This is a genomic window from Enterobacter sp. N18-03635 (assembly GCF_004006055.1).
Classification (GTDB): Bacteria; Pseudomonadota; Gammaproteobacteria; order Enterobacterales; family Enterobacteriaceae; genus Enterobacter; species Enterobacter vonholyi.
In genome coordinates this window covers 2,327,462-2,347,219 of sequence record NZ_CP034769.1, presented here as the reverse complement: position 1 = coordinate 2,347,219, position 19,758 = coordinate 2,327,462, and the positions used below count along the sequence as shown (strand labels likewise).

The window sequence follows — 19,758 nt, the reverse complement described above, 5'->3', positions numbered from 1 at the left end:
GTGAACGATTTCTAAACGAGGCTGTTCGTCAATGGCATGCTATTTTTAAGAATCTCGTAGTCTTATTTCAATAATAAGTTTCAAAATATTAGAGATAATTTCAATTAGTGTGATCTCGATCGTGCGAGAAGGCGATTATTCAAACAATATGGCCGGAATTTATACGATTAATGGTTATTTAGTCAGTGGGATTATTGCTTTTAAGATAATTTCTGATGGTTTTAGTCTATTGCGTTAAATTTCGCAATTTCCGAGGGTTTGGTGGGGATGATATCGCCTGTTTCTCCTTAAAAACAATGGGTTGATTTAATTTTTCAACGTCTATTTCGTATATTTCATTAAAGCTGCCAGGGCTGAATTATTGCATGTAATGCTATACAGAGCGTTAATATTTATCACTGACTAATTTCACTGGGTTGTCAGTTTACGTCAACTCGCTTCAGGTGGCTTTACAGAAGGCGCTCAATATAAACCGAACTTAAACAGACGCTCTATTATTATGATAAATATTCTGAGGTGCGATCACATTTTAAATTTATGTTAATTATGTTGCCGGGTTGAAATTAACCCGGCCGCTGGAGATGCGCTATTGTCTTGTTGCGTACCAGCAGAGCAACGACCCGGCGCAGACCATCAGCGCCCCTTGCCAGAACGAGAATGAAAGGGGAGAGCTTAGCACCGCGGCGGCAAGCGCGGCAGAGAGCACGGGGGTAAAATAGGATACGGCAGCCAGAACCGTGACGTTCCCGTGCAGAATGCCAATATTCCATGCGGCGTAACCAAACCCAAGCGCGATCCCGCACATGACGAGCTTAACCACCACCGGAAGCGTGAACACCATCTCGGGCTGATCGCTCAGAAAATATTTCACCCACAGGCTCAGCGCGGTCAGCAAAACAAACAGGGTAATACCGTTTTGTCCTTTCGCAAATTTGCTGGTGACGGTGCAATAGGCAGCCCAGATAAAGGCTCCGGCAAACGCCAGCGCGTAGCTCAGAGGGCTGGAAACGACATTGCGGGTTATTTCCTCAAGATGTAACCCTTCTTCACCGCCCAATACCCAGCAGACGCCCAGCAGCGAAATGACCAGGCCGGGGAGCACCCACAGGGTAGACTTTTGCCCGTTGAACAAAATCGCAAATACGATCGTCAGGCTTGGCCAAAGGTAATTCACCATACCCACTTCAATCGCCTGAGCGCGCGTTGCGGCATAGCCCAGCGACAGCGCCAGACATATTTCATAGCTGACAAATAAAACGCTGCCGGCAATAAGATAGCGGAGTGAAAACCGCCTGAGATCAGGAAATCCTACCGTCACCAGACACAGTAATCCGCTGAGGGTGTAGATCATCGCCGCACCGCCTACCGGCCCAAGCCCCTCACTCACGCTGCGAATAAGGCCGACCATGGTGCTCCATAACAATATCGCCGCCAGCCCAATAAGCGTTGCTCTCTTTCTGTCCATTACTTCGTCATCGCAATAAAAATCAAAGGAAAAATGTATCGTATTACGCCTGTCGCTGTCGTGAATTATTCTATTAAACCGTTAATCAAAAAGGGGTAATGAAATGTTCCGGGGGTGACTATTAAGGGGGGGAAGGCAGATGACCTTGATTTGACGCAAAAAAATCAGGGGCTTTGCTGTTAGTTTGCGGCGCGAAATGTTTTCAGATAACGAGGACAACAATGGACGTCAGCCGCAGACAATTTTTTAAAATCTGCGCGGGCGGTATGGCCGGAACAACGGCAGCCATGCTGGGATTTGCCCCCAAAATGGCGCTGGCTCAGGCACGCAACTATAAGCTGCTGCGCGCGAAAGAGATCCGTAACACCTGCACATACTGCTCCGTGGGTTGTGGGCTTTTAATGTATAGCCTGGGCGATGGTGCGAAGAACGCCAGAGAAGCGATTTACCACATTGAAGGGGATCCGGATCATCCGGTGAGCCGCGGGGCGTTATGCCCGAAAGGGGCGGGGCTGCTGGACTACGTTCACAGCGAAAACCGCCTGCGCTACCCGGAATACCGCGCGCCGGGTTCTGATAAATGGCAGCGTATCTCCTGGGATGAGGCCTTCTCCCGTATAGCAGCGTTAATGAAAGCCGACCGCGATGCCAACTTTATTGAAAAGAACGCGCAGGGCGTAACGGTCAACCGCTGGCTTTCCACCGGGATGCTGTGTGCCTCTGCGGCCAGTAATGAAACCGGCATGCTGACGCAAAAGTTTGTGCGCTCTCTCGGCATGCTGGCGGTAGACAACCAGGCGCGCGTCTGACACGGACCAACGGTAGCAAGTCTTGCTCCAACATTTGGTCGCGGTGCGATGACCAACCACTGGGTTGATATCAAAAACGCGAATGTCGTGGTGGTGATGGGCGGTAACGCCGCTGAAGCCCATCCGGTGGGGTTCCGCTGGGCGATGGAAGCGAAAAACAACAACGATGCGACGCTTATCGTCGTCGATCCGCGCTTTACGCGTACGGCATCGGTGGCCGATATCTATGCGCCGATCCGCTCCGGTACGGACATTACGTTCCTGTCCGGCGTGCTGCTGTACCTGATCGAAAACAACAAAATCAACGTGGAATACGTTAAGCACTACACCAACGCGAACCTGCTGGTGCGGGATGATTTTGCCTTCGATGGCGGGCTGTTTAGCGGCTATGACGCCGAAAAACGCCAGTACGATAAAACGTCCTGGAACTATCAGTTCGATGAAAACGGCTATGCGATGCGCGATGAAACGCTCACACATCCGCGCTGCGTGTGGAGCCTGCTGAAGCAGCACGTCTCCCGCTATACGCCGGACGTCGTGGAGAACATCTGCGGCACGCCGAAAGCGGACTTCCTGAAGGTGTGTGAAGTGCTGGCCTCCACCAGCGCCGCCGACAGAACTACCACGTTCCTGTACGCGCTGGGCTGGACGCAGCACACCGTGGGCGCGCAGAACATCCGCACCATGGCGATGATCCAGCTGCTGCTCGGCAATATGGGGATGGCCGGTGGCGGCGTGAACGCGCTGCGCGGTCATTCCAATATTCAGGGCTTAACCGACCTCGGCCTGCTCTCGACCAGCCTGCCGGGCTACCTGACGCTACCGTCTGAAAAGCAGACGGATCTGCAAACGTATCTTGAGGCCAATACGCCAAAAGCGACGCTGCCGGATCAGGTGAACTACTGGAGCAACTATCCGAAGTTCTACGTCAGCCTGATGAAATCCTTTTACGGCGATGCGGCGCAGAAAGAGAACGACTGGGGCTTTGAGTGGCTGCCGAAGTGGGATCAGGCTTATGACGTCATCAAGTATTTCAACATGATGGATAAGGGCGACGTAACGGGGTATATCTGCCAGGGCTTCAACCCGGTGGCCTCCTTCCCGGACAAGAACAAAGTCGTTCGCAGCCTGAGCAAGCTGAAGTACATGGTGGTTATCGATCCGCTGGTGACCGAGACCTCCACCTTCTGGCAGAACCACGGGGAATCAAACGATGTCGATCCGGCGTCGATTCAGACCGAAGTGTTCCGCCTGCCGTCCACCTGCTTTGCGGAAGAGGACGGCTCCATTGCCAACTCCGGCCGCTGGCTGCAGTGGCACTGGAAAGGCCAGGACGCACCGGGCGAAGCGCGTAACGACGGCGAGATCCTCGCCGGGATTTACCACCGCCTGCGCGAGATGTACCGCACCGAAGGCGGTAAAGGCGCGGAGCCGCTGCTGAAGATGAGCTGGAGCTACAAGCAGCCCGATCGTCCTGAGTCAGAGGAAGTCGCCAAAGAGAACAACGGCGTGGCGTTGGCGGATCTGTATGACCCGAGCGGCAACCTGGTGGCGAAAAAGGGCCAGCTGCTGAACAGCTTTGCGCTGCTGCGCGATGACGGCACCACGGCATCGTCCTGCTGGATCTACACCGGCAGCTGGACGGAGCAGGGTAACCAGATGGCCAACCGCGACAATGCTGACCCGTCAGGTCTGGGCAACACCCTGGGCTGGGCATGGGCGTGGCCGCTGAATCGTCGCGTGCTGTACAACCGTGCATCGGCGGATATTAACGGCAAGCCGTGGGATCCGAAACGCATGCTGATCCAGTGGAACGGGGCGAAATGGACGGGGAACGATATCCCTGACTACAACACCGCCGCGCCGGGCAGCAGCACCGGGCCGTTTATCATGCAGCCGGAAGGGCTGGGACGCCTGTTTGCGCTCAACAAGCTGGCGGAAGGGCCGTTCCCGGAGCATTACGAGCCGATGGAAACGCCACTGGGGACCAACCCGCTGCACCCGAACGTGGTCTCCAGCCCGGTGGTGCGTATCTACGAAGACGACGCGCTGCGTCTCGGCAAAAAGGACAAATTCCCGTACGTGGGAACGACCTACCGCCTGACCGAGCATTTCCATACCTGGACCAAGCACGCGCGGCTTAACGCCATCGCGCAGCCGGAACAGTTTGTGGAGATAAGCGAGACGCTGGCGAAGGCGAAAGGCATTGCCAACGGCGATCGCGTGAAGGTGAGCAGCAAGCGCGGCTTTATCCGCGCGGTGGCGGTGGTCACCCGCCGCCTGCAGTCGCTGAACGTGCACGGCCAGCAGGTGGAAACCGTCGGTATCCCGCTGCACTGGGGCTTTGAAGGCGTGGCGCAGAAAGGCTACATCGCCAATACCCTGACGCCAAACGTTGGGGATTCCAACTCGCAAACGCCGGAGTACAAGGCGTTTCTGGTCAACATCGAGAAAGCGTAAGGAGCGATTCAATGGCGATGGAAACACAAGACGTTATCAAACGCTCCGCGACTAACCCGATAACGCCCGCGCCCCGCGCGCGGGACTACAAGGCAGAGGTCGCCAAGCTTATCGACGTCTCCTCCTGCGTGGGCTGTAAGGCCTGCCAGGTGGCGTGCTCGGAGTGGAACGACATCCGCGACGAGGTGGGGCACTGCGTTGGGGTCTACGACAATCCGGCGGATCTGAGCGCCAAATCCTGGACGGTGATGCGTTTTAGCGAAACCGACCAGAACGGCAGGCTGGAGTGGCTCATCCGCAAAGACGGCTGCATGCACTGCGAGGATCCGGGCTGCCTGAAGGCGTGCCCGTCTGCCGGCGCGATTATTCAGTACGCCAACGGGATAGTCGATTTCCAGCAGGACAACTGCATCGGCTGCGGTTACTGCATCGCGGGCTGTCCGTTTAATGTCCCGCGCCTCAATAAAGAGGATAACCGGGTATACAAATGTACCCTGTGCGTGGACCGCGTCAGCGTCGGGCAGGAGCCTGCCTGTGTGAAAACCTGTCCGACCGGGGCGATCCACTTCGGCACTAAAAAAGAGATGCTTGACGTGGCGCAGGCGCGAGTGGACAAGCTGAAAGCGCGCGGCTACGAGAATGCGGGCATTTATAACCCGCAGGGCGTGGGCGGTACGCACGTGATGTATGTGCTGCACCATAGCGACCAGCCCGAGCTGTACCACAACTTGCCGAAGGATGCGGCGATCGATACCTCCATTAACCTGTGGAAAGGGGCGCTCAAGCCGCTCTCCGCGGCGGGCTTTATCGCCACCTTCGCCGGGCTGATCTATCACTACATCGGTATCGGACCAAACAAAGAGGTGGACGAGGACGAGGAGGAACACCATGAGTAAGTCGAAAATGATAGTGCGCACCAAATTTGTCGATCGCGCCTGTCACTGGACGGTGGTGATCTGCTTCTTCCTGGTGGCGGTGTCGGGAATTTCGTTCTTCTTCCCGACGCTGCAGTGGTTGACCGAAACCTTCGGTACGCCGCAGATGGGGCGCATTCTGCACCCGTTCTTCGGCGTGCTGATTTTCGTGGTGCTGATGTTTATGTTCGTGCGATTCGTCCACCATAACATCCCGGACAAGCAGGATATCCCGTGGGTGAAAGGGATCGTCGAAGTCCTGAAGGGCAACGAGCACAAAGTCGCGAAGGTGGGGAAATACAATGCCGGGCAAAAGATGATGTTCTGGACCATCATGAGCATGATTTTTGTGCTGCTGGTGACCGGGGTAATCATCTGGCGACCGTATTTTGCACACTACTTCCCGATTCAGGTGGTGCGCTACGCGCTGCTGATCCACGCCACGTCTGCCATCATTCTGATTCATGCCATCCTGATCCACATGTATATGGCGTTCTGGGTAAAAGGGTCAATCAAAGGGATGATTGAAGGGAAGGTGAGCCGCCGCTGGGCGCAGAAACACCATCCGCGCTGGTATCGTGATGTGGAACGGCTGGAAGCGAAACAGGAAAGCACGGAAGGATTGAAGTAAGACCTGCGCCGTCGGCTCTGCCCGGCGGCGCTGCGCTTGCGCGGGCCTATTCTTTTAAATCAGAACCGCTCTTCCACATAGCGGAACGGGTATTTTGTGGGTTTGACTTTGCCGATTTTTCGTTTCGGTAAATCCACCTTGTCTACGTGAATTTCTTTATACGGGATCTGCGAAAGCAGATGCGGAATAATGTTCAGTCGCACGCGTTTTTTATCCTCTGAACGCGCCACAAACCACGGCGCCCAGGCGGTATCGGTGGCTTCAAACATGGCGTCGCGCGCAAGGGTATACTCATCCCACAGGTTAAAGGATTTAATATCCATCGGTGATAGCTTCCAGATTTTACGACCATCGTTAATACGGTCGCGCAGGCGCCGCTCCTGCTCTTTCGGCGTCACCTCCAGCCAGTACTTCAGCAGGATAATTCCGGCATCGACCATCGCTTTTTCCATAACCGGCGCGCCGTCCAAAAATTTCTCCGCCTGTTCCTCCGTGCAGAACCCCATCACCCGTTCCACGCCCGCGCGGTTATACCAGCTGCGATCGAAGATCACGATTTCGCCAGCCGAAGGCAGATGCGGCACATAGCGCTGGAAGTAGAGCTGGCTTTTTTCCTTTTCCGTCGGGGCAGGGAGCGCAACAACGCGAAACACGCGCGGGCTGACGCGCTCGGTGATCGCTTTAATGGTGCCGCCTTTCCCTGCACCATCGCGTCCTTCAAAAACAATACACACTTTTAACCCTTTGGCGACGACCCACTGCTGGAGCTTAACCAGTTCGACGTGCAGGCGGCGGAGCTCTTTTTCATACTCTTTGGTCTTAAGCGGTGCATTCGATACGACATCAACAGCGACAGGGGCTTTCTTTTTGCTTCCCATGATTGTCATCCTCAGGTTGTCCGGTGCGGAAAAAGCGAGGCCGCACTATGAAGTGTAATCCACCTGATATTATGCGTATTGTTTTTAGGTAATTAATGTCACGACACTTTTTTAAGCAGATACAGAGGTATTAACGAAGGTGCTTAGCACCTGTTTCGCTATGCAGATGCAATAAAATCAGCACATTTAATCCCGCGCTCTATATGTGGTTAATGTGATAATTTCATTCTTATTTACTTAAAGGAACTAAGAATGAGTTGGAATAAAGACGCTGCGGTCTCTTATCTCCTTCACACGCTCTGGGGTGCTCTCATAGTGAATGTGCTGAGGATGCACTGATGAAAAGGATATTGTTATCATTCGTTATGTTGCTGGTGGGATGTAGTTCGGCTGCCAATCAAGAACGTAGCGCACAAGACGCTACTGAATCATTTTATAAATCCTATCTTTCCGTATTCGGCAGCGATGAAACCAGGCCTTATCCTGCCGACGAACTGCGTAAATATGTTTCTGCTGATACGATTGTTCGCATTAATACCATTCAGGAAATCTCTGAACAAGAGTTAATAGAGTCTGACTATTTTACGTATACCCAAGATTATTCTCGCGAATGGATACCTGCGTTACGAGTGGAAAACGCCAGACCATTTTTAAACGGTGAAGCAGTCCAGGTTATTGAAGGGGCGGGTAACGGGAGAAGCATTCACCTTGAGGTATTTCTTCGTCGTGAAGATGATGCATGGAAAATTTACCGCGTTCGTGACGTAACGAACAATCACGAGCACCCAATTTTCAATGCTGGCGCGATTACACGCGCTAAAGCAGCGGCAGAAAGCACACCGTAAAAGCCAGACCTTAAACCCTTTAAAGCCCTGACGCCTGCCGGGGCTTTTTGTTTTCCATTGCCCCGTGTCGCGGTTGGAGAAAACTCCTGAATTAATGGATTAACCTGTCAGCCATCTGATTTGAACTGGCTCACCATACAAGATTATTCAATAATGCCCGCTGCGAGTGATTAACCCGTGGTTGAGGCATGAAAAAGACAATATTTTCGCTGGCGCTTGGCACATTTGGCCTTGGCATGGCTGAATTTGGCATTATGGGCGTGTTAACCGAGCTGGCGCATGACACCGGTATTTCGATTCCCTCCGCCGGGAATATGATCTCGTTTTACGCCTTCGGCGTGGTGATTGGCGCCCCGATTGTGGCGCTTTTCTCAGGCAGGTTCTCCTTAAAAACTACGCTGCTGTTTCTGGTTGCCCTGTGCGCGGTTGGGAACGCTCTGTTTACGTTTTCTACGTCATATTTCTGGCTGGCGACCGGGCGCCTGATTTCCGGTTTCCCGCACGGCGCCATTTTCGGCGTCGGGGCGATTATTCTTTCTAAAATCGCGCCGCCGGGGAAGGTGACGGTCGCGGTGGCCGGGATGATCGCCGGAATGACCGTCGCCAACCTGGTGGGTGTGCCGCTCGGCACCTGGCTGGGGCATCAGTTCAGCTGGCGTTATACCTTTTTCCTGATCGCCCTGTTCGATGCGCTGGTGATCCTCTCGGTGCTGATCTGGGTGCCGGACATCCGCGTCACATCGGAAATTAAATTGACCGAGCAGTTCCACTTTCTGAAAAAACCAGAACCCTGGCTGATTTTTGCCGCCACCATGTTTGGCAATGCCGGTGTGTTCGCGTGGTTCAGCTTCGTTAAGCCGTTTATGGTCAACGTCTCCGGTTTTTCAGAAGGGGTGATGACGGCCATCATGATGCTGATGGGGCTTGGCATGGTGTTGGGCAACCTGTTGAGCGGCAAGCTCTCGGGACGCTTTAGCCCGCTGCGCATTGCGGCGACCACCGACATGGTGATTGTCGCCTCGCTGCTGCTGCTTTTCGCCTGTGGCGAACTGAAAACGGCCTCGCTGGTCATGGGTTTTATCTGTTGTGCCGGGCTGTTTGCGCTCTCTGCGCCGCTACAAATTCTGCTTCTGCAAAATGCGAAGGGCGGTGAGATGCTGGGTGCCGCGGGCGGGCAGATGGCGTTTAATCTCGGCAGCGCGATCGGGGCATATTTTGGCGGGATGATGATTACCCTCGGCTTTAGCTGGCGCTACGTCACGCTGCCTGCGGCGATACTCTCGTTCTCGGCCATGAGCGCGCTGTTGATCTACGGTTACCTGCGGGCCAGACGGGCTCAGGCTAACGCTCGCGCGCTAGCCTGATCGAATTCAGGCAAGCCAGGGCTCGCCCAGAGTCAGCATCAGTCGGTTCGCCCAGGCGAAGAACGCGGCGGACTGCACCAGGTCAAGCTGGGCTAAGGTGTCCAGCCCCTCTTTTTCAAGCGCGGCAAGGTGCAGCGGCGTGGCGGCAGGCGGAGTAACCGACAGCGCCGCCGCAAAATTTATCTCCGCCTGCCAGCGCGCAAGTTGTCCCTCGCTCAGGGATTGTCCTGGACGCACGGCCAGCAGGGCCTCTACCGCAGCGTCATCCTTTGACAGCTGGCTGGCTTTCCGCGCATGGACAGATGCGCAGTAGATGCAGCCGTTAATTTTACTGGCGACCGTTGCGGCCAGCTCGCGCTCGGCGCGCGGCAATCCTCCCGGCGTATAAAAAATCCCTTTATCCGTTAGCGTGCGCTGTTCAAGCACCGGCAGGTTGCGGCCCAGCAGGCGGAAATAGTCGGAATCGGTGTGGCCAAACTTCGCCAGGATCGCAACCTCGTCATCACGAAAATCCGCCAGCGGTTTGGCGGCGATCCACGGTTCCCAGCCCAGTTCCTGCTGGGTGAAGGCGACGGGAGCCGCCTTGCCGGTGGCCGTGGTTGCGGTCGTGTGCCAGACGCCTGCCGCCACCGGGGCATCGCTTGTGGCGACTGGCCTGTCGTTCAGCAGCCGCAGCCCGGCAATCAGTCGGCTCTGGAAGCTGACAAAGGCGATCAGCTGCGCCAGGGTCACGATACCTTCTTTGCTCCATCCCGCCTGGGTCAGCGCCTTTAACGATGCGGGCGTAGCTTTAACGGGGGAGAAGGTCAGCAGGCGCGCGAAGTTCAGCGCCGGGGTCAGACGGTCGGAGGTCGGGTCCGCCAGGCCAAACCCCGCATAGTGTGCGGCCAGCGCCTCCGCGTTGTGCCACCTGGCGACTTTTGCCGCGACGGCGAAGCGCTCGTCCAGCGCAAAATCGCTATCCTGCTGGGTAAATAAGATTTCGTAGCTGCCCTGCGCGTGTCTCGTGGCGGCGTCCCGCGTGGCGCGCGCCTCTGCCAGAGGGGAACCGGGTTTAATTTCCGCCAGCTCGGCGAGAATGTCGTGACTTAATGACATAGGTATCTCCTCAAAGGATGTGGGGGGCAATATGTTCGGCGATCAGTTCGATAGAGCGCAGCGTGTCGCGATGGATGGGCTCGACCGAATGGACCTGGAATGAGATATCCGTGGCGCGCCGGAGAACGGAATCGGCCTGCAGCGAACGCAGCACCGTCTCGGGCGAACCGATGTGGGCGTCGAACTGGCGACGAAAATCTGTGACGGTGTCACCTTTAACCGCGTGTCCGGCAGCGCGATGCTGCTGTGCTTGTTTCGTGAGGCCCGGCGTCGCAACCTTCAGCGCATAGTCATCGCTGTCGGCGACGAACGCGGTACGTGAGGCAAGAATGCGCGGTGCGATGCCTGCGGGCAGCGCCTCAAGGTAGGCATCCACAATCGGGTTCTGGATCGCGTCGAGCGTTAAATCCAACTGGTCTGCCGGGCGCGGCTGCGTGCGGGAGAGCATCAAACCGTGTCCGGCCCGCGCGGCGCGAACGGCGCCGTCGACGGAAAAGGTGGCAATCCAGATCCGGTCAGCCAGCTGTGGCGCTGGCGGGTACAGGTGGTTATCCGGATGGGTGAGCGAATCCCCGCGCCAGGCGCTCTGGATCACATGTAGATGGTCAGCAAAGGCCGCGCCGCGCTGTTCGAACGTCAGTCCGAACGGCAGGAAAGAGGTCGGCGTGCCGCCCGAACCAAAACCGACTTCGAGACGTCCATCGGCGAGTAAGTCCAGCACGGCGGCATCTTCCGCCACACGCAGCGGGTTTTCCATCGGCAGCGTAATGATGGCCGTACCCAGCCGAATGGTTTCGGTATGCGCCGCAACGTGGGCCAGAAACAGCAGCGGCGACGGCAGGCCGCCTTCATTCTCATGGAAGTGGTGCTGCGCAATCCAGGCGCTGTCAAAACCGTGGCGTTCGGCGTGGCGGATCTGTTCGGTTGCCAGACGATAGCGCTCCTTCGGCGTGGCGTCGTCAAGCAGGCGGGTGAAAAATCCCAGGCGTTTTCGCGTCATGCGAACTCCTCCGTAGCGGGTGAAAAATGGGGAATGGCGGCAATCAGCTCGCGGGTGTAGTCGTTCTGTGGCGACGTGAATAAGGTTTCGACGTCACCGTGTTCGACCACCTGACCGCTGCGCAGCACCGTGACGCTGTGGGCGATCCGGCGAACGGTGGAGAGATCGTGCGTGATGAACAGGTAGGTTAATCCCAGCTGCTGCTGCAGCTGCTGAAGCAGTGCCAGGATCTGCGCCTGCACGGTGACGTCCAGCGCGGAGGTGGCTTCGTCCAGCACCAGAATAGTCGGCTCCAGAATCAGCGCCCGGGCGATGGCCACGCGCTGGCGCTGCCCGCCTGAAAGCTCTCTGGCGGTGCGGGTCAGGAGTTCGGTAGGCAGGGCAACCCGCTGCGCCACGGTTTCCACCCGGACCTTTCGCTCAGCCTTCGCGAGGCGGGAAAAGTTCTTCAGGGGCTCTTCGATGATCTCGAACAGCGTCTGACGCGGGTCGAGAGAGGCGAACGGGTTCTGGTAAACAAACTGGATCTTCTGGCGCAGCTGACGACGGGCCTCGCGGCTGAGCGCGGTGGCATCAATGTCATCAATAATGACCTGTCCGCTGTCGGCCTGTTCAAAACCCAGCAAAATACGGGCGAGGGTGGTCTTCCCGGAGCCGGATTCACCGACCAGAGCGTGCGTGCTGCCGCGCCTGACGTCAAACGTCACCCGATCCAGCGCCTGAAGCTGATGATCTTTGCCCAGCGAGAACCGTTTGCTGATGGCGCGGGCGCGAATGGCCGGTGACGCGAGCGGCAGGCCGGCTACCGGGGCGATGGTCAGGCGCTGGCCCTGGAGATCGCTCAGCAGCTGGCGGGTGTAGGCGTGCTGCGGCGTGCGGACGATGTCGGCGGTGTCGCCGTGCTCCTGAACCTCACCATGGCGAAAAACCAGCAGCCTGTCCGCGCGCTGAGCGGCCAGCGCCAGATCGTGGGTGACAAACAGAACGGCAGTACCCGATTCCCGGCGCAGGATATCCAGCAGATCGAGAATGCGTTTTTGCACCGTCACGTCCAGCGCGCTGGTGGGCTCATCGGCAATGATGACGTCCGGACGCAGCGCTATCGCGATGGCAATCAACACGCGCTGTTTCATTCCGCCGGAGAGCTGGTGCGGATACTGCGTCATGCGCTGTTCGGGGTGGCTCAGGCCGACCTTTGTCAGCAGGGCAAGCACCAGCTCGTCGCGTTGGGCGCGAGTCACCTTCTGGTGCAGCTGAATAATTTCCCCGACCTGACCACCGATCGTCTTCACCGGGTTGAGTGAATTACCCGGATCCTGCGGAACCAGGCTGATTCGCGCCCCGCGCAGGGTATCGAGACGCTTCGCTGACCACCGGCTAATCTCCTCGCCGTTGAGCACGATTTTCCCCGCATCGCGACGGGCGTTATCCGCCAGCAGGCCAATGATCGCCTGTGCCGTGGTCGTTTTGCCGGATCCGGATTCGCCGACAAACGCCAGCATTTCCCCTCGCCTGAGGGTAAAGCTGACGTTATGCACCACCTCGCGCCACTGGCGCGCGGTACGGTAGCTGATGGTCAGGTTTTCTACCGAGAGTACGGTCATTTCAGGCCTCCGCTGAACTGCTGGCTGATACGGTTGGTGGCAAGCACGACGGCGATGACGACGACGCCGGGGAAGGTGGTTAGCCACCAGGCGGTAGAGAGATAGTTACGGCCTTCGGCGATCAATAAGCCCCATTCCGGCACGGGCGGCGGGGTGCCGTAGCCGAGAAAGCTCAGCGTTGAAAGGGCCAGGATAGCCTGACCAAACTGCAGCGTGGCAAAGGCAAGGACGGCGGTTAAGGCGTTGGGCAGGATGTGTCGCCACAGCACCGCCAGGAACGTCCCGCCGCTGCCGAACGCCGCCTCGACGTAATCCGTATGGCGGATGCGCACCACTTCACCGCGCGCGAGGCGGGCGAAGCTGGCAATGGAGGCCACGCCGACGGCAATGGCGGCGTTAACGGTGCCAAACCCGAGCAGAATAATAACCGTCAGCGAGAGCAGCAGAGACGGAATGGACAACAGCACGTCGACAAAACGCATCAGGAAAGACTCGACGCGTCCGGCGAACGCTCCGGCGATGACCCCCAGACCTGTGCCGACCACCAGCCCCATCGTGACGGCGGCGAGCGCCGCGCTCAGGGAGTGGGACGCACCGTACACAATACGGGTGTAAACATCGCGGCCAAGCTGATCGGTGCCGAGCCAGTGTCCCGCCTGCGGCGCCAGACGTTGCGCTCCGGCGATGCCCTCAATCGGGCTGTAGTGGGTTAACAGGCCGGGCGCCACGGCGGCGAAAATCGCAATGATAATTACCGCCCATGCCAGCCACAGTCCGGGCTGCCACGCGACGCCCTGCCAGCCGGGAACGCGTTTTCGCGCGGCGGCAGCGTAATCGACCAGGCTCATGATGCACCTCCGGTAACGGTTTGCAGACGGGGATCCAGCAGCGGCATAAGCAGGTCCACCAGCAGGTTGATCAGGACAAAGCCGAGGGCGGAAATCATCACTACCGCCTGAAGTACGGCAATATCCTGGTTATTCACCGCCTGCTGGGTCAGCTGCCCGAGCCCGCTGCGGCCAAAAACGGTTTCGGTGATCAGCGCCCCGGCAATCAGCTCGCCCAGCAGCAGCCCGGCAATGTTCAGGACAGGCAGCAGGGCGTTGCGGGTCACGTGACGCCACAGCACGGCGGTTTCACTCAGCCCTTTGGCCCGGGCTACGGCAACAAACGGCTGCGTCGCCACCTGGTCGAGGCTGCGCATCAGGATTTGCGCCAGCGGGGCGGAGATCGGGATCGCGACGGTCACGATCGGCAGGATCAGCCCCTGGAGCGGCGTCGGGTTAATCACCGGGATCAGCCGCAGCTGGAAAGAAAAGAGCTGGATGAGGGCAATCCCCAGCCAGAACGTCGGTAAGGAGATAAACAGGACCGGCAGAGACTGGAGGGTATTACTCAGCCAGCGCAGACCCGGCAGACGCGACGCAAAGGCCAGCGCAAACGCCAGCAGAACCGCGATTAAAAAGGCGGGCAGGGCGAGGCTCAGGGTATCCGGCAGATTGCTGGCAATCAGCTCGCTGACCGGCACCCCGGCCTGTAACGAATAGCCGAAATCCCCGTGCAGCATCGCCAGCAGCGTATGGCCGTATTGCTGCCACAGCGGGCTGTCCGCGCCGTAGGCCACGCGCATCTCCTCAATTTGCGCCGGGCTTAAGCCCAGGTCCGGGTTCTGAAATTTAATCAGCACCGCGTCGCCCGGCAGCACCTGGAGCAACACGAACGAGAGGGTAAAGGCGGCCCATAGTACCAGCAGCCCGTGCCCAAAGCGTTGAAGAAGTGCGTGGCGCATCGTCAGCTCCTCAGTGTTTCTCAATCCACGCGCCGTAGAAGGACGGGCGGCCGACCGCTTCAAAATTGACGCCTTTTAGCCACGGCGCACCGGCAAAGACCTGCGGCTCCTCGAAAATTGGAATGACGTAGGCGTTATCCAGCAGGTAGCGCTGGGCGTCCCCCGTCAGCTGCAGGCGTTTTTGCGGATCGACCTCAGCCGAAATGTTCACCAGCAGTTCATTCAGCTTGTCGTCACGGAAGTTTTTGACCTTGTCGCTGGAGCCGCCTTTTTGCAGCAGCGCGTCGCGGTTAGCGGGGTAGAACATGCTTTTCACCACGTCAGGATCGGCGCGTCCCACTTCGGAGACGGTTAACGGGGTTTTCAGCGGATCAAGGTTATCCAGCGTGCGGCTGCCAGCGTCACCAGCTTTCACGCTCAGCGCCACGCCCACCTGGCGCCACTGCTGGGCAACCAGCTGCAGCACCTCTTTGTTTTGCGGCTGCGGCAGGGATTCGTACACCGTCAGCGCCAGCCGTTGCCCGTCTTTGGCGCGGATCCCATCGCTGCCCGCTTTCCAGCCCGCCTCGTCCAGCAGCTGGTTGGCTTTTGCCGGGTCAAAGGTCAATTTATCGCTGAGATCGACAAAGCCGGCGGCAGAATCGGCAATTACCGACTTCGCCTGCGGATAGTTGGCCGAGAAGAGGGTCTCGACCACCTGTTTTGCGTTGGTGGCATGCAGCAGCGCCTGGCGGACGCGAATATCGGAGACCAGCGGGTTATCCGGGCGGAAGCTAATACTGTCGTTCACCCCGCGGGTCGGGGCGGCGTAGATTTTATAGCCCTGGTCTGTCGCCTGCTTTTCGTCATACGCCTGGACCTGGCGAATAAAGTCGGCCTGACCGGCCAGCAGGGCGCCGACGCGCACGCTGTCTTCCTGGGTCACGATAAACTTGATGCCGTCCAGATTGGCTGGCCCCTGCTGCGTCAGGTTTTTCGGTCCCCACTGGTAGTCCTTACGCGCTTCCAGCGTCACTTCGCGACCCAGCTTCTCATCCTTCACCACAAACGGGCCGGAGCCAATGATATGCCGGGCGTCACCCAGCTCTTCAAAGTTGCGCTTCAGCGTGCTGAGCGAAACCAGGCCCGAGCCAATCGTGGCGGTGCCCTGCAGGAACCCCGGCGACGGTTTTTTGAAGTAGAACTTCACGGTCAGCGGGTCGACCACTTCGCTGCGATCGTAGTTATTGATCACTTCTGACACCGGAAGACGCTGCGCTTTGTTGCCTAAGCCGTAGGTATCAAAGTTCTTCGCTACGGCGTTGGCGTCCAGTGGCGTGCCGTCGGAGAAGGTGATGCCGGGACGCAGCTTAAATGTGTATTCGGTTTTATCGGCGTTGGTGGTCCAGCTTTCGGCTACCCAGGGCTCCACCTGTAGCGTTTTCGGGTTCTGCCACGTCAGTTTGTCGGTGATCTGGTTCAGAATGCCGCCGTTCGGGTAGAAGCCCCCGGCAGGCGGGTAAAGGTTGGTATGCGCCTGTTGCTCCAGATAAATTAGCGTGCCGCCTTTGACGGGCGCATCTGCTGCCCACGCTGCGGTGGTCGTCAGAATCAGCGCCGTCAGCAGAGGCAGACGAAATGGGGTTTGCATGGTGAATTCCTTTGTTATCTTCTTGTTAGCGTCGGATTCATCATCGGGCGCGGGGGAAAACAAGGGAACAAAGGAATTAAGATAAGGATTGCCGGAAAATGGCTATAAAAAAACCGCCCCTGTCAGGAGCGGTAATTGAACGGTGGGTGATTATGAACGCAGGTCAATCACCATACGGCCGCGGATCTGGCCCTGTTCCATCTCTTTAAAGATGGCGTTGATGTCCTCGATTGGACGCATAGTGACTTTCGGCACCACCTTACCTTCAGCCGCAAACTGGAAGGCTTCCTGCAGATCCTGACGAGTGCCAACCAGCGAACCCACCACCTGAATACCGTCCAGCACCAGGCGCGGAATGTCGAGGCTCATCGCTTCAGGGGGCAGGCCAACGGCGACCACGCGGCCACCGGCACGCACGGCATCTACCGCCGAGTTGAAGGCGGCTTTTGCGACGGCAGTGACGACTGCGGCATGCGCGCCGCCGGTTTTTTCCTGCACAATCTTAGCGGCATCTTCGCTGCGGGAGTTAATGGTTAAATCTGCACCCATGCTGGCCGCCAGCTTCAGCTGTTCATCGTTAACGTCAAGCGCGATGACTTTGGCGTTAAAGACGTTTTTAGCGTACTGCAGCGCGAGGTTGCCCAGCCCGCCCAGACCGTAAATCGCAATCCACTGGCCCGGTTTAATACCCGATACCTTCACCGCTTTGTAGGTGGTGACCCCGGCGCAGGTAATGCTGCTGGCCGCCGCCGAATCCAGACCGTCCGGCACTTTTACCGCGTAATCTGCGGTGACGATGCACTCTTCCGCCATGCCGCCATCAACTGAGTAACCGGCGTTTTTCACATCACGGCACAGAGTTTCGTTGCCGGTATTACAGTATTCGCAGTGGCCGCAGCCTTCAAAAAACCAGGCCACGCTTGCGCGGTCGCCGACTTTCAGCGATTTCACGCCTGGGCCGACTTCTTTTACGATACCAATCCCTTCATGGCCCAGGATAACCCCGGTTTTATCGCCAAAATCACCGTTCTTCACGTGAAGGTCGGTATGGCAAACGCCACAGCACTCCATCTTCAGCAGAGCTTCCCCGTGCTTTAGCGGGCGCAAGGTTTTTTCGGTGACATTAACCTGATGATCCTGAGTGACAACAGCAGCCTTCATGTGTATCTCCTTGTTCATGATGAGTATCTGCATAGCAGGTGTAATACTCCTCAAGGATTAGTGGTTTGGCGCTGTAATGCAAGGCAACGGCAACATAATGTCATTATTTAATCCATTTTCAGAATAAGAATACGGCGTTCCTCTAATAATTTAGGGGGAAAATACTGGCCCGGCGAGAGAGACTCGCCGGGCGCAGACTTACAGCTGTGCTTCTATCTCCTTAATCTCTTTACGCCATTGAGCCTGCAGCTGCGGCTTTTGATGCTTAGGCTTACGCGCCAGATCGTCTTCCAGCAGCGTTTCCAGTGCGACCAGCCGTTCGAGCAGATCGTCATACGGCGAGGATTGAACCGCCGAAGCGGTGATAGCTGGTGCGGTGGATGTCACCAGCCCCGCGCTTTCACGCAGACGCTCAAAGACCGCTTCTGCATCGTGCCACTCGCTCAGCTTTTCCTCTTCAATCAGCCAGAAACGGTTACAGCTTTGGCTAATTAACTGTCGGTCATGGCTGACCAGCAGAACGCCGCCTTCAAACTGCTGAAGGGTTTGCGCCAGCGCCTCTTTGCCTTCCATGTCAAGGTGGTTAGTTGGCTCATCCAGCATCAGCAGGCTGTAGCGGGCAAGCGTCAGGCCCACGAACAGCAGGCGCGAACGCTCGCCGCCGCTGAGCGTGCTGACTTTCTGCCCGTGGCGGGACCACGGGAACCCGGCGCTTATCAGGGCCATTTTGCGTTTCTGCGGATCCGGTGCGAAAGGCTCCAGCGCGTCGAGAAGCGTGGCGTTGTCTGCAAGCTGATGAAGCGTCTGGTCGTAGTAGCCAGGCGACACGCGCGGATGGATTTTCAGCCCGCTTTCCGCCGGTTCATCCGTAAAATGTCGCCAGATAAGCTTCATCAGTGACGATTTGCCGCAGCCGTTACGACCAACAATCGCCACGCGATCGCCGCTTTTCAGCCGCGCCGTTTCGATGTTAAACAGCGGCGGTAGCCCAGGCGCGGGCGGGACGCCGAGGTTTTCCATCTCCAGTAGACGGTCCGCCCGCAGCGCGTCGCCGCGCAGAGTTAACGTCCACGGGCTGCCCGCCGTGAGCGCGGTCTGGCTCTCTTTGAGCCGTTCGACCTGTTTTTCCATCTGTTTGGCTTTGCGGGCCAGGTCTTCGTTGTCGTAAACCTTGCCCCAGGTCGCCAGACGTTTGGCGCTTGCGGTTACGCGGTCGATCTCCTTTTGCTCCGCCTTATGGCGCTGCGCGTCGCTTTCATCTTTGGCGTCAAGCGCCTGCCGTGCTGCCGTACAGGGAAGGGCAAAGTAGTGCAGCGTTTTATCGCGCAGGATCCAGCTACCGTTGGTGACGGCATCCAGCAGCTGTCTGTCATGCGAGACCAGCACAAAGCTACCCGACCAGTTCTGTAGAAAGTATTCCAGCCAGAGCATGGTCGGCAAATCAAGGTGGTTGCTGGGTTCATCGAGCAGAAGCAGGTCTGGCTCGTGAATCAACGCTCGCGCCAGCAGCAGGCGGGTGTGCTGTCCGCCGCTCAGCGTGGAGGATTGCAGCAACATATCCTGCGGCGTGAAGCCCATGCTTGCCAGCAGCGTTTCGGCTTTCCAGCGCAGGCTGTCCCGTTCAGTTGAGGGCAACTGGGCCAGGACGGCATCCAGCATGGTCAGCGGAAAAATAGCGTCCGGGAGATGTTGCTCCACGCGCGCCATAAGGCAGTGCCCGGCCAACGCTACCGTTCCGGCCGCAGGGGAATCCGTGCCGTCCAGCACCTTCAGCAGCGTACTTTTGCCGCAGCCGTTGTCGCCCAGCAGACCAATGCGGTCGCCTTTTTTCAGCGTAAAGGAGAGTGAGTCGAAGAGCGTGCCAAACGCCGTATCAACGCGTAAAGATTGTGCAGTGAGTAAAGTGCTCATTGTTGCTTACCCAAGAGTTACAGGCATGTTTATGCCTCGTCAAACATCGCTGACGATAACTCAGTAAGCCCGAGAGAAGGGATTTCAGGGGTTGGTGTCTTCGCTCAAGCAGAAGTTATCGCAGCACGATACCGATAACGCTTGAGCTGGTGCGATCGCCAAATGTATGTGAAACATTGAAAATTTCACGATACAGCAT

General features: G+C 57.5%; 15 protein-coding genes. 5 read left to right on the top strand and 10 right to left on the bottom strand.

The genetic code is table 11. The annotated features are described in order from the left end of the window. Positions 1-586: 586 nt before the first annotated feature. The gene (gene yddG, locus ELK40_RS11895; protein ID WP_115875195.1) at positions 587-1,465 is read right to left on the bottom strand and encodes an aromatic amino acid DMT transporter YddG; all 879 of its coding nucleotides are present in this window, start codon (positions 1,463-1,465) and stop codon (positions 587-589) included. A 221-nt stretch (positions 1,466-1,686) separates the two neighbouring features. Here yddG and fdnG point away from each other — a divergent pair, with 221 nt between their 5' ends. The 3 genes from fdnG to fdnI are packed head-to-tail and all read left to right on the top strand — an operon-like array spanning position 1,687 to position 6,279. Beyond that, on the top strand, positions 1,687-4,734 hold the full coding sequence (fdnG, locus tag ELK40_RS11890; protein WP_127731021.1) for a formate dehydrogenase-N subunit alpha: 3,048 nt from the start codon (positions 1,687-1,689) through the stop codon (positions 4,732-4,734). A gap of 11 nt (positions 4,735-4,745) precedes the next feature. After that, positions 4,746-5,630, top strand: a complete 885-nt coding sequence (gene fdxH, locus ELK40_RS11885; RefSeq protein WP_127731019.1) for a formate dehydrogenase subunit beta — start codon at positions 4,746-4,748, stop codon at positions 5,628-5,630. Beyond that, the gene (gene fdnI, locus ELK40_RS11880; protein ID WP_032647378.1) at positions 5,623-6,279 is read left to right on the top strand and encodes a formate dehydrogenase-N subunit gamma; all 657 of its coding nucleotides are present in this window, start codon (positions 5,623-5,625) and stop codon (positions 6,277-6,279) included. Before fdxH ends, fdnI begins: the two co-directional genes overlap by 8 nt. 59 nt (positions 6,280-6,338) lie before the next feature. Here fdnI and ppk2 read toward each other — a convergent pair whose 3' ends face one another. Further along, positions 6,339-7,157 carry a polyphosphate kinase 2 gene (gene ppk2 / locus ELK40_RS11875; protein WP_127731017.1) on the bottom strand — a complete coding sequence of 273 codons (819 nt, stop codon included), beginning with the start codon at positions 7,155-7,157 and terminating at the stop codon, positions 6,339-6,341. A gap of 338 nt (positions 7,158-7,495) precedes the next feature. Here ppk2 and ELK40_RS11870 point away from each other — a divergent pair, with 338 nt between their 5' ends. After that, on the top strand, positions 7,496-8,002 hold the full coding sequence (locus ELK40_RS11870) for a YbjP/YqhG family protein (protein WP_127731015.1): 507 nt from the start codon (positions 7,496-7,498) through the stop codon (positions 8,000-8,002). 188 nt (positions 8,003-8,190) lie between these two features. Further along, the gene (gene araJ, locus ELK40_RS11865; protein WP_127731013.1) at positions 8,191-9,366 is read left to right on the top strand and encodes an MFS transporter AraJ; all 1,176 of its coding nucleotides are present in this window, start codon (positions 8,191-8,193) and stop codon (positions 9,364-9,366) included. A 6-nt stretch (positions 9,367-9,372) separates the two neighbouring features. Here the strand turns inward: araJ and ELK40_RS11860 are convergent, their stop codons facing one another. From ELK40_RS11860 to ELK40_RS11825, 8 genes are all read right to left on the bottom strand, one after another. Beyond that, complete coding sequence (locus ELK40_RS11860) at positions 9,373-10,464, bottom strand: alkylhydroperoxidase domain protein (protein ID WP_127731011.1); 1,092 nt, start codon at positions 10,462-10,464, stop codon at positions 9,373-9,375. Positions 10,465-10,474: 10 nt separating this feature from the next. Next, positions 10,475-11,464: a putative FMN-dependent luciferase-like monooxygenase gene (locus tag ELK40_RS11855; RefSeq protein ID WP_127731009.1), complete on the bottom strand. Its 990-nt coding sequence runs from the start codon at positions 11,462-11,464 to the stop codon at positions 10,475-10,477. Next, on the bottom strand, positions 11,461-13,068 hold the full coding sequence (locus ELK40_RS11850) for an ABC transporter ATP-binding protein (RefSeq protein WP_127731007.1): 1,608 nt from the start codon (positions 13,066-13,068) through the stop codon (positions 11,461-11,463). The genes ELK40_RS11855 and ELK40_RS11850 overlap by 4 nt, the downstream gene beginning before the upstream one ends. Continuing rightward, positions 13,065-13,916, bottom strand: coding sequence for an ABC transporter permease (locus tag ELK40_RS11845; RefSeq protein WP_115875177.1), 852 nt, complete (start codon positions 13,914-13,916; stop codon positions 13,065-13,067). Before ELK40_RS11845 ends, ELK40_RS11850 begins: the two co-directional genes overlap by 4 nt. Beyond that, positions 13,913-14,857 (bottom strand): ABC transporter permease, encoded by a 945-nt coding sequence (locus tag ELK40_RS11840; protein WP_127731005.1) that lies wholly within the window; start codon positions 14,855-14,857, stop codon positions 13,913-13,915. Before ELK40_RS11840 ends, ELK40_RS11845 begins: the two co-directional genes overlap by 4 nt. A 10-nt stretch (positions 14,858-14,867) precedes the next feature. Continuing rightward, a complete protein-coding gene (locus tag ELK40_RS11835) occupies positions 14,868-16,487 on the bottom strand; it encodes a TIGR04028 family ABC transporter substrate-binding protein (RefSeq protein WP_127731002.1) in 1,620 nt (539 codons plus the stop codon). Positions 16,488-16,637: 150 nt separating this feature from the next. Continuing rightward, positions 16,638-17,648: an alcohol dehydrogenase AdhP gene (gene adhP / locus ELK40_RS11830; RefSeq protein ID WP_032647362.1), complete on the bottom strand. Its 1,011-nt coding sequence runs from the start codon at positions 17,646-17,648 to the stop codon at positions 16,638-16,640. A gap of 198 nt (positions 17,649-17,846) precedes the next feature. Beyond that, positions 17,847-19,559 (bottom strand): ABC-F family ATP-binding cassette domain-containing protein, encoded by a 1,713-nt coding sequence (locus ELK40_RS11825; RefSeq protein WP_127731000.1) that lies wholly within the window; start codon positions 19,557-19,559, stop codon positions 17,847-17,849. Positions 19,560-19,758 lie beyond the last annotated feature (199 nt).

What these genes read in the sequence shown, in the direction of transcription:
- yddG (WP_115875195.1), bottom strand. Translation starts at nt 1,465, where the DNA reads ATGGACAGAAAGAGAGCAACGCTTATTGGGCTGGCGGCGATATTGTTA.
- fdxH (WP_127731019.1), top strand. Translation starts at nt 4,746, where the DNA reads ATGGCGATGGAAACACAAGACGTTATCAAACGCTCCGCGACTAACCCG.
- fdnI (WP_032647378.1), top strand. Translation starts at nt 5,623, where the DNA reads ATGAGTAAGTCGAAAATGATAGTGCGCACCAAATTTGTCGATCGCGCC.
- ppk2 (WP_127731017.1), bottom strand. Translation starts at nt 7,157, where the DNA reads ATGGGAAGCAAAAAGAAAGCCCCTGTCGCTGTTGATGTCGTATCGAAT.
- ELK40_RS11870 (WP_127731015.1), top strand. Translation starts at nt 7,496, where the DNA reads ATGAAAAGGATATTGTTATCATTCGTTATGTTGCTGGTGGGATGTAGT.
- araJ (WP_127731013.1), top strand. Translation starts at nt 8,191, where the DNA reads ATGAAAAAGACAATATTTTCGCTGGCGCTTGGCACATTTGGCCTTGGC.
- ELK40_RS11860 (WP_127731011.1), bottom strand. Translation starts at nt 10,464, where the DNA reads ATGTCATTAAGTCACGACATTCTCGCCGAGCTGGCGGAAATTAAACCC.
- ELK40_RS11855 (WP_127731009.1), bottom strand. Translation starts at nt 11,464, where the DNA reads ATGACGCGAAAACGCCTGGGATTTTTCACCCGCCTGCTTGACGACGCC.
- ELK40_RS11850 (WP_127731007.1), bottom strand. Translation starts at nt 13,068, where the DNA reads ATGACCGTACTCTCGGTAGAAAACCTGACCATCAGCTACCGTACCGCG.
- ELK40_RS11845 (WP_115875177.1), bottom strand. Translation starts at nt 13,916, where the DNA reads ATGAGCCTGGTCGATTACGCTGCCGCCGCGCGAAAACGCGTTCCCGGC.
- ELK40_RS11840 (WP_127731005.1), bottom strand. Translation starts at nt 14,857, where the DNA reads ATGCGCCACGCACTTCTTCAACGCTTTGGGCACGGGCTGCTGGTACTA.
- ELK40_RS11835 (WP_127731002.1), bottom strand. Translation starts at nt 16,487, where the DNA reads ATGCAAACCCCATTTCGTCTGCCTCTGCTGACGGCGCTGATTCTGACG.
- adhP (WP_032647362.1), bottom strand. Translation starts at nt 17,648, where the DNA reads ATGAAGGCTGCTGTTGTCACTCAGGATCATCAGGTTAATGTCACCGAA.
- ELK40_RS11825 (WP_127731000.1), bottom strand. Translation starts at nt 19,559, where the DNA reads ATGAGCACTTTACTCACTGCACAATCTTTACGCGTTGATACGGCGTTT.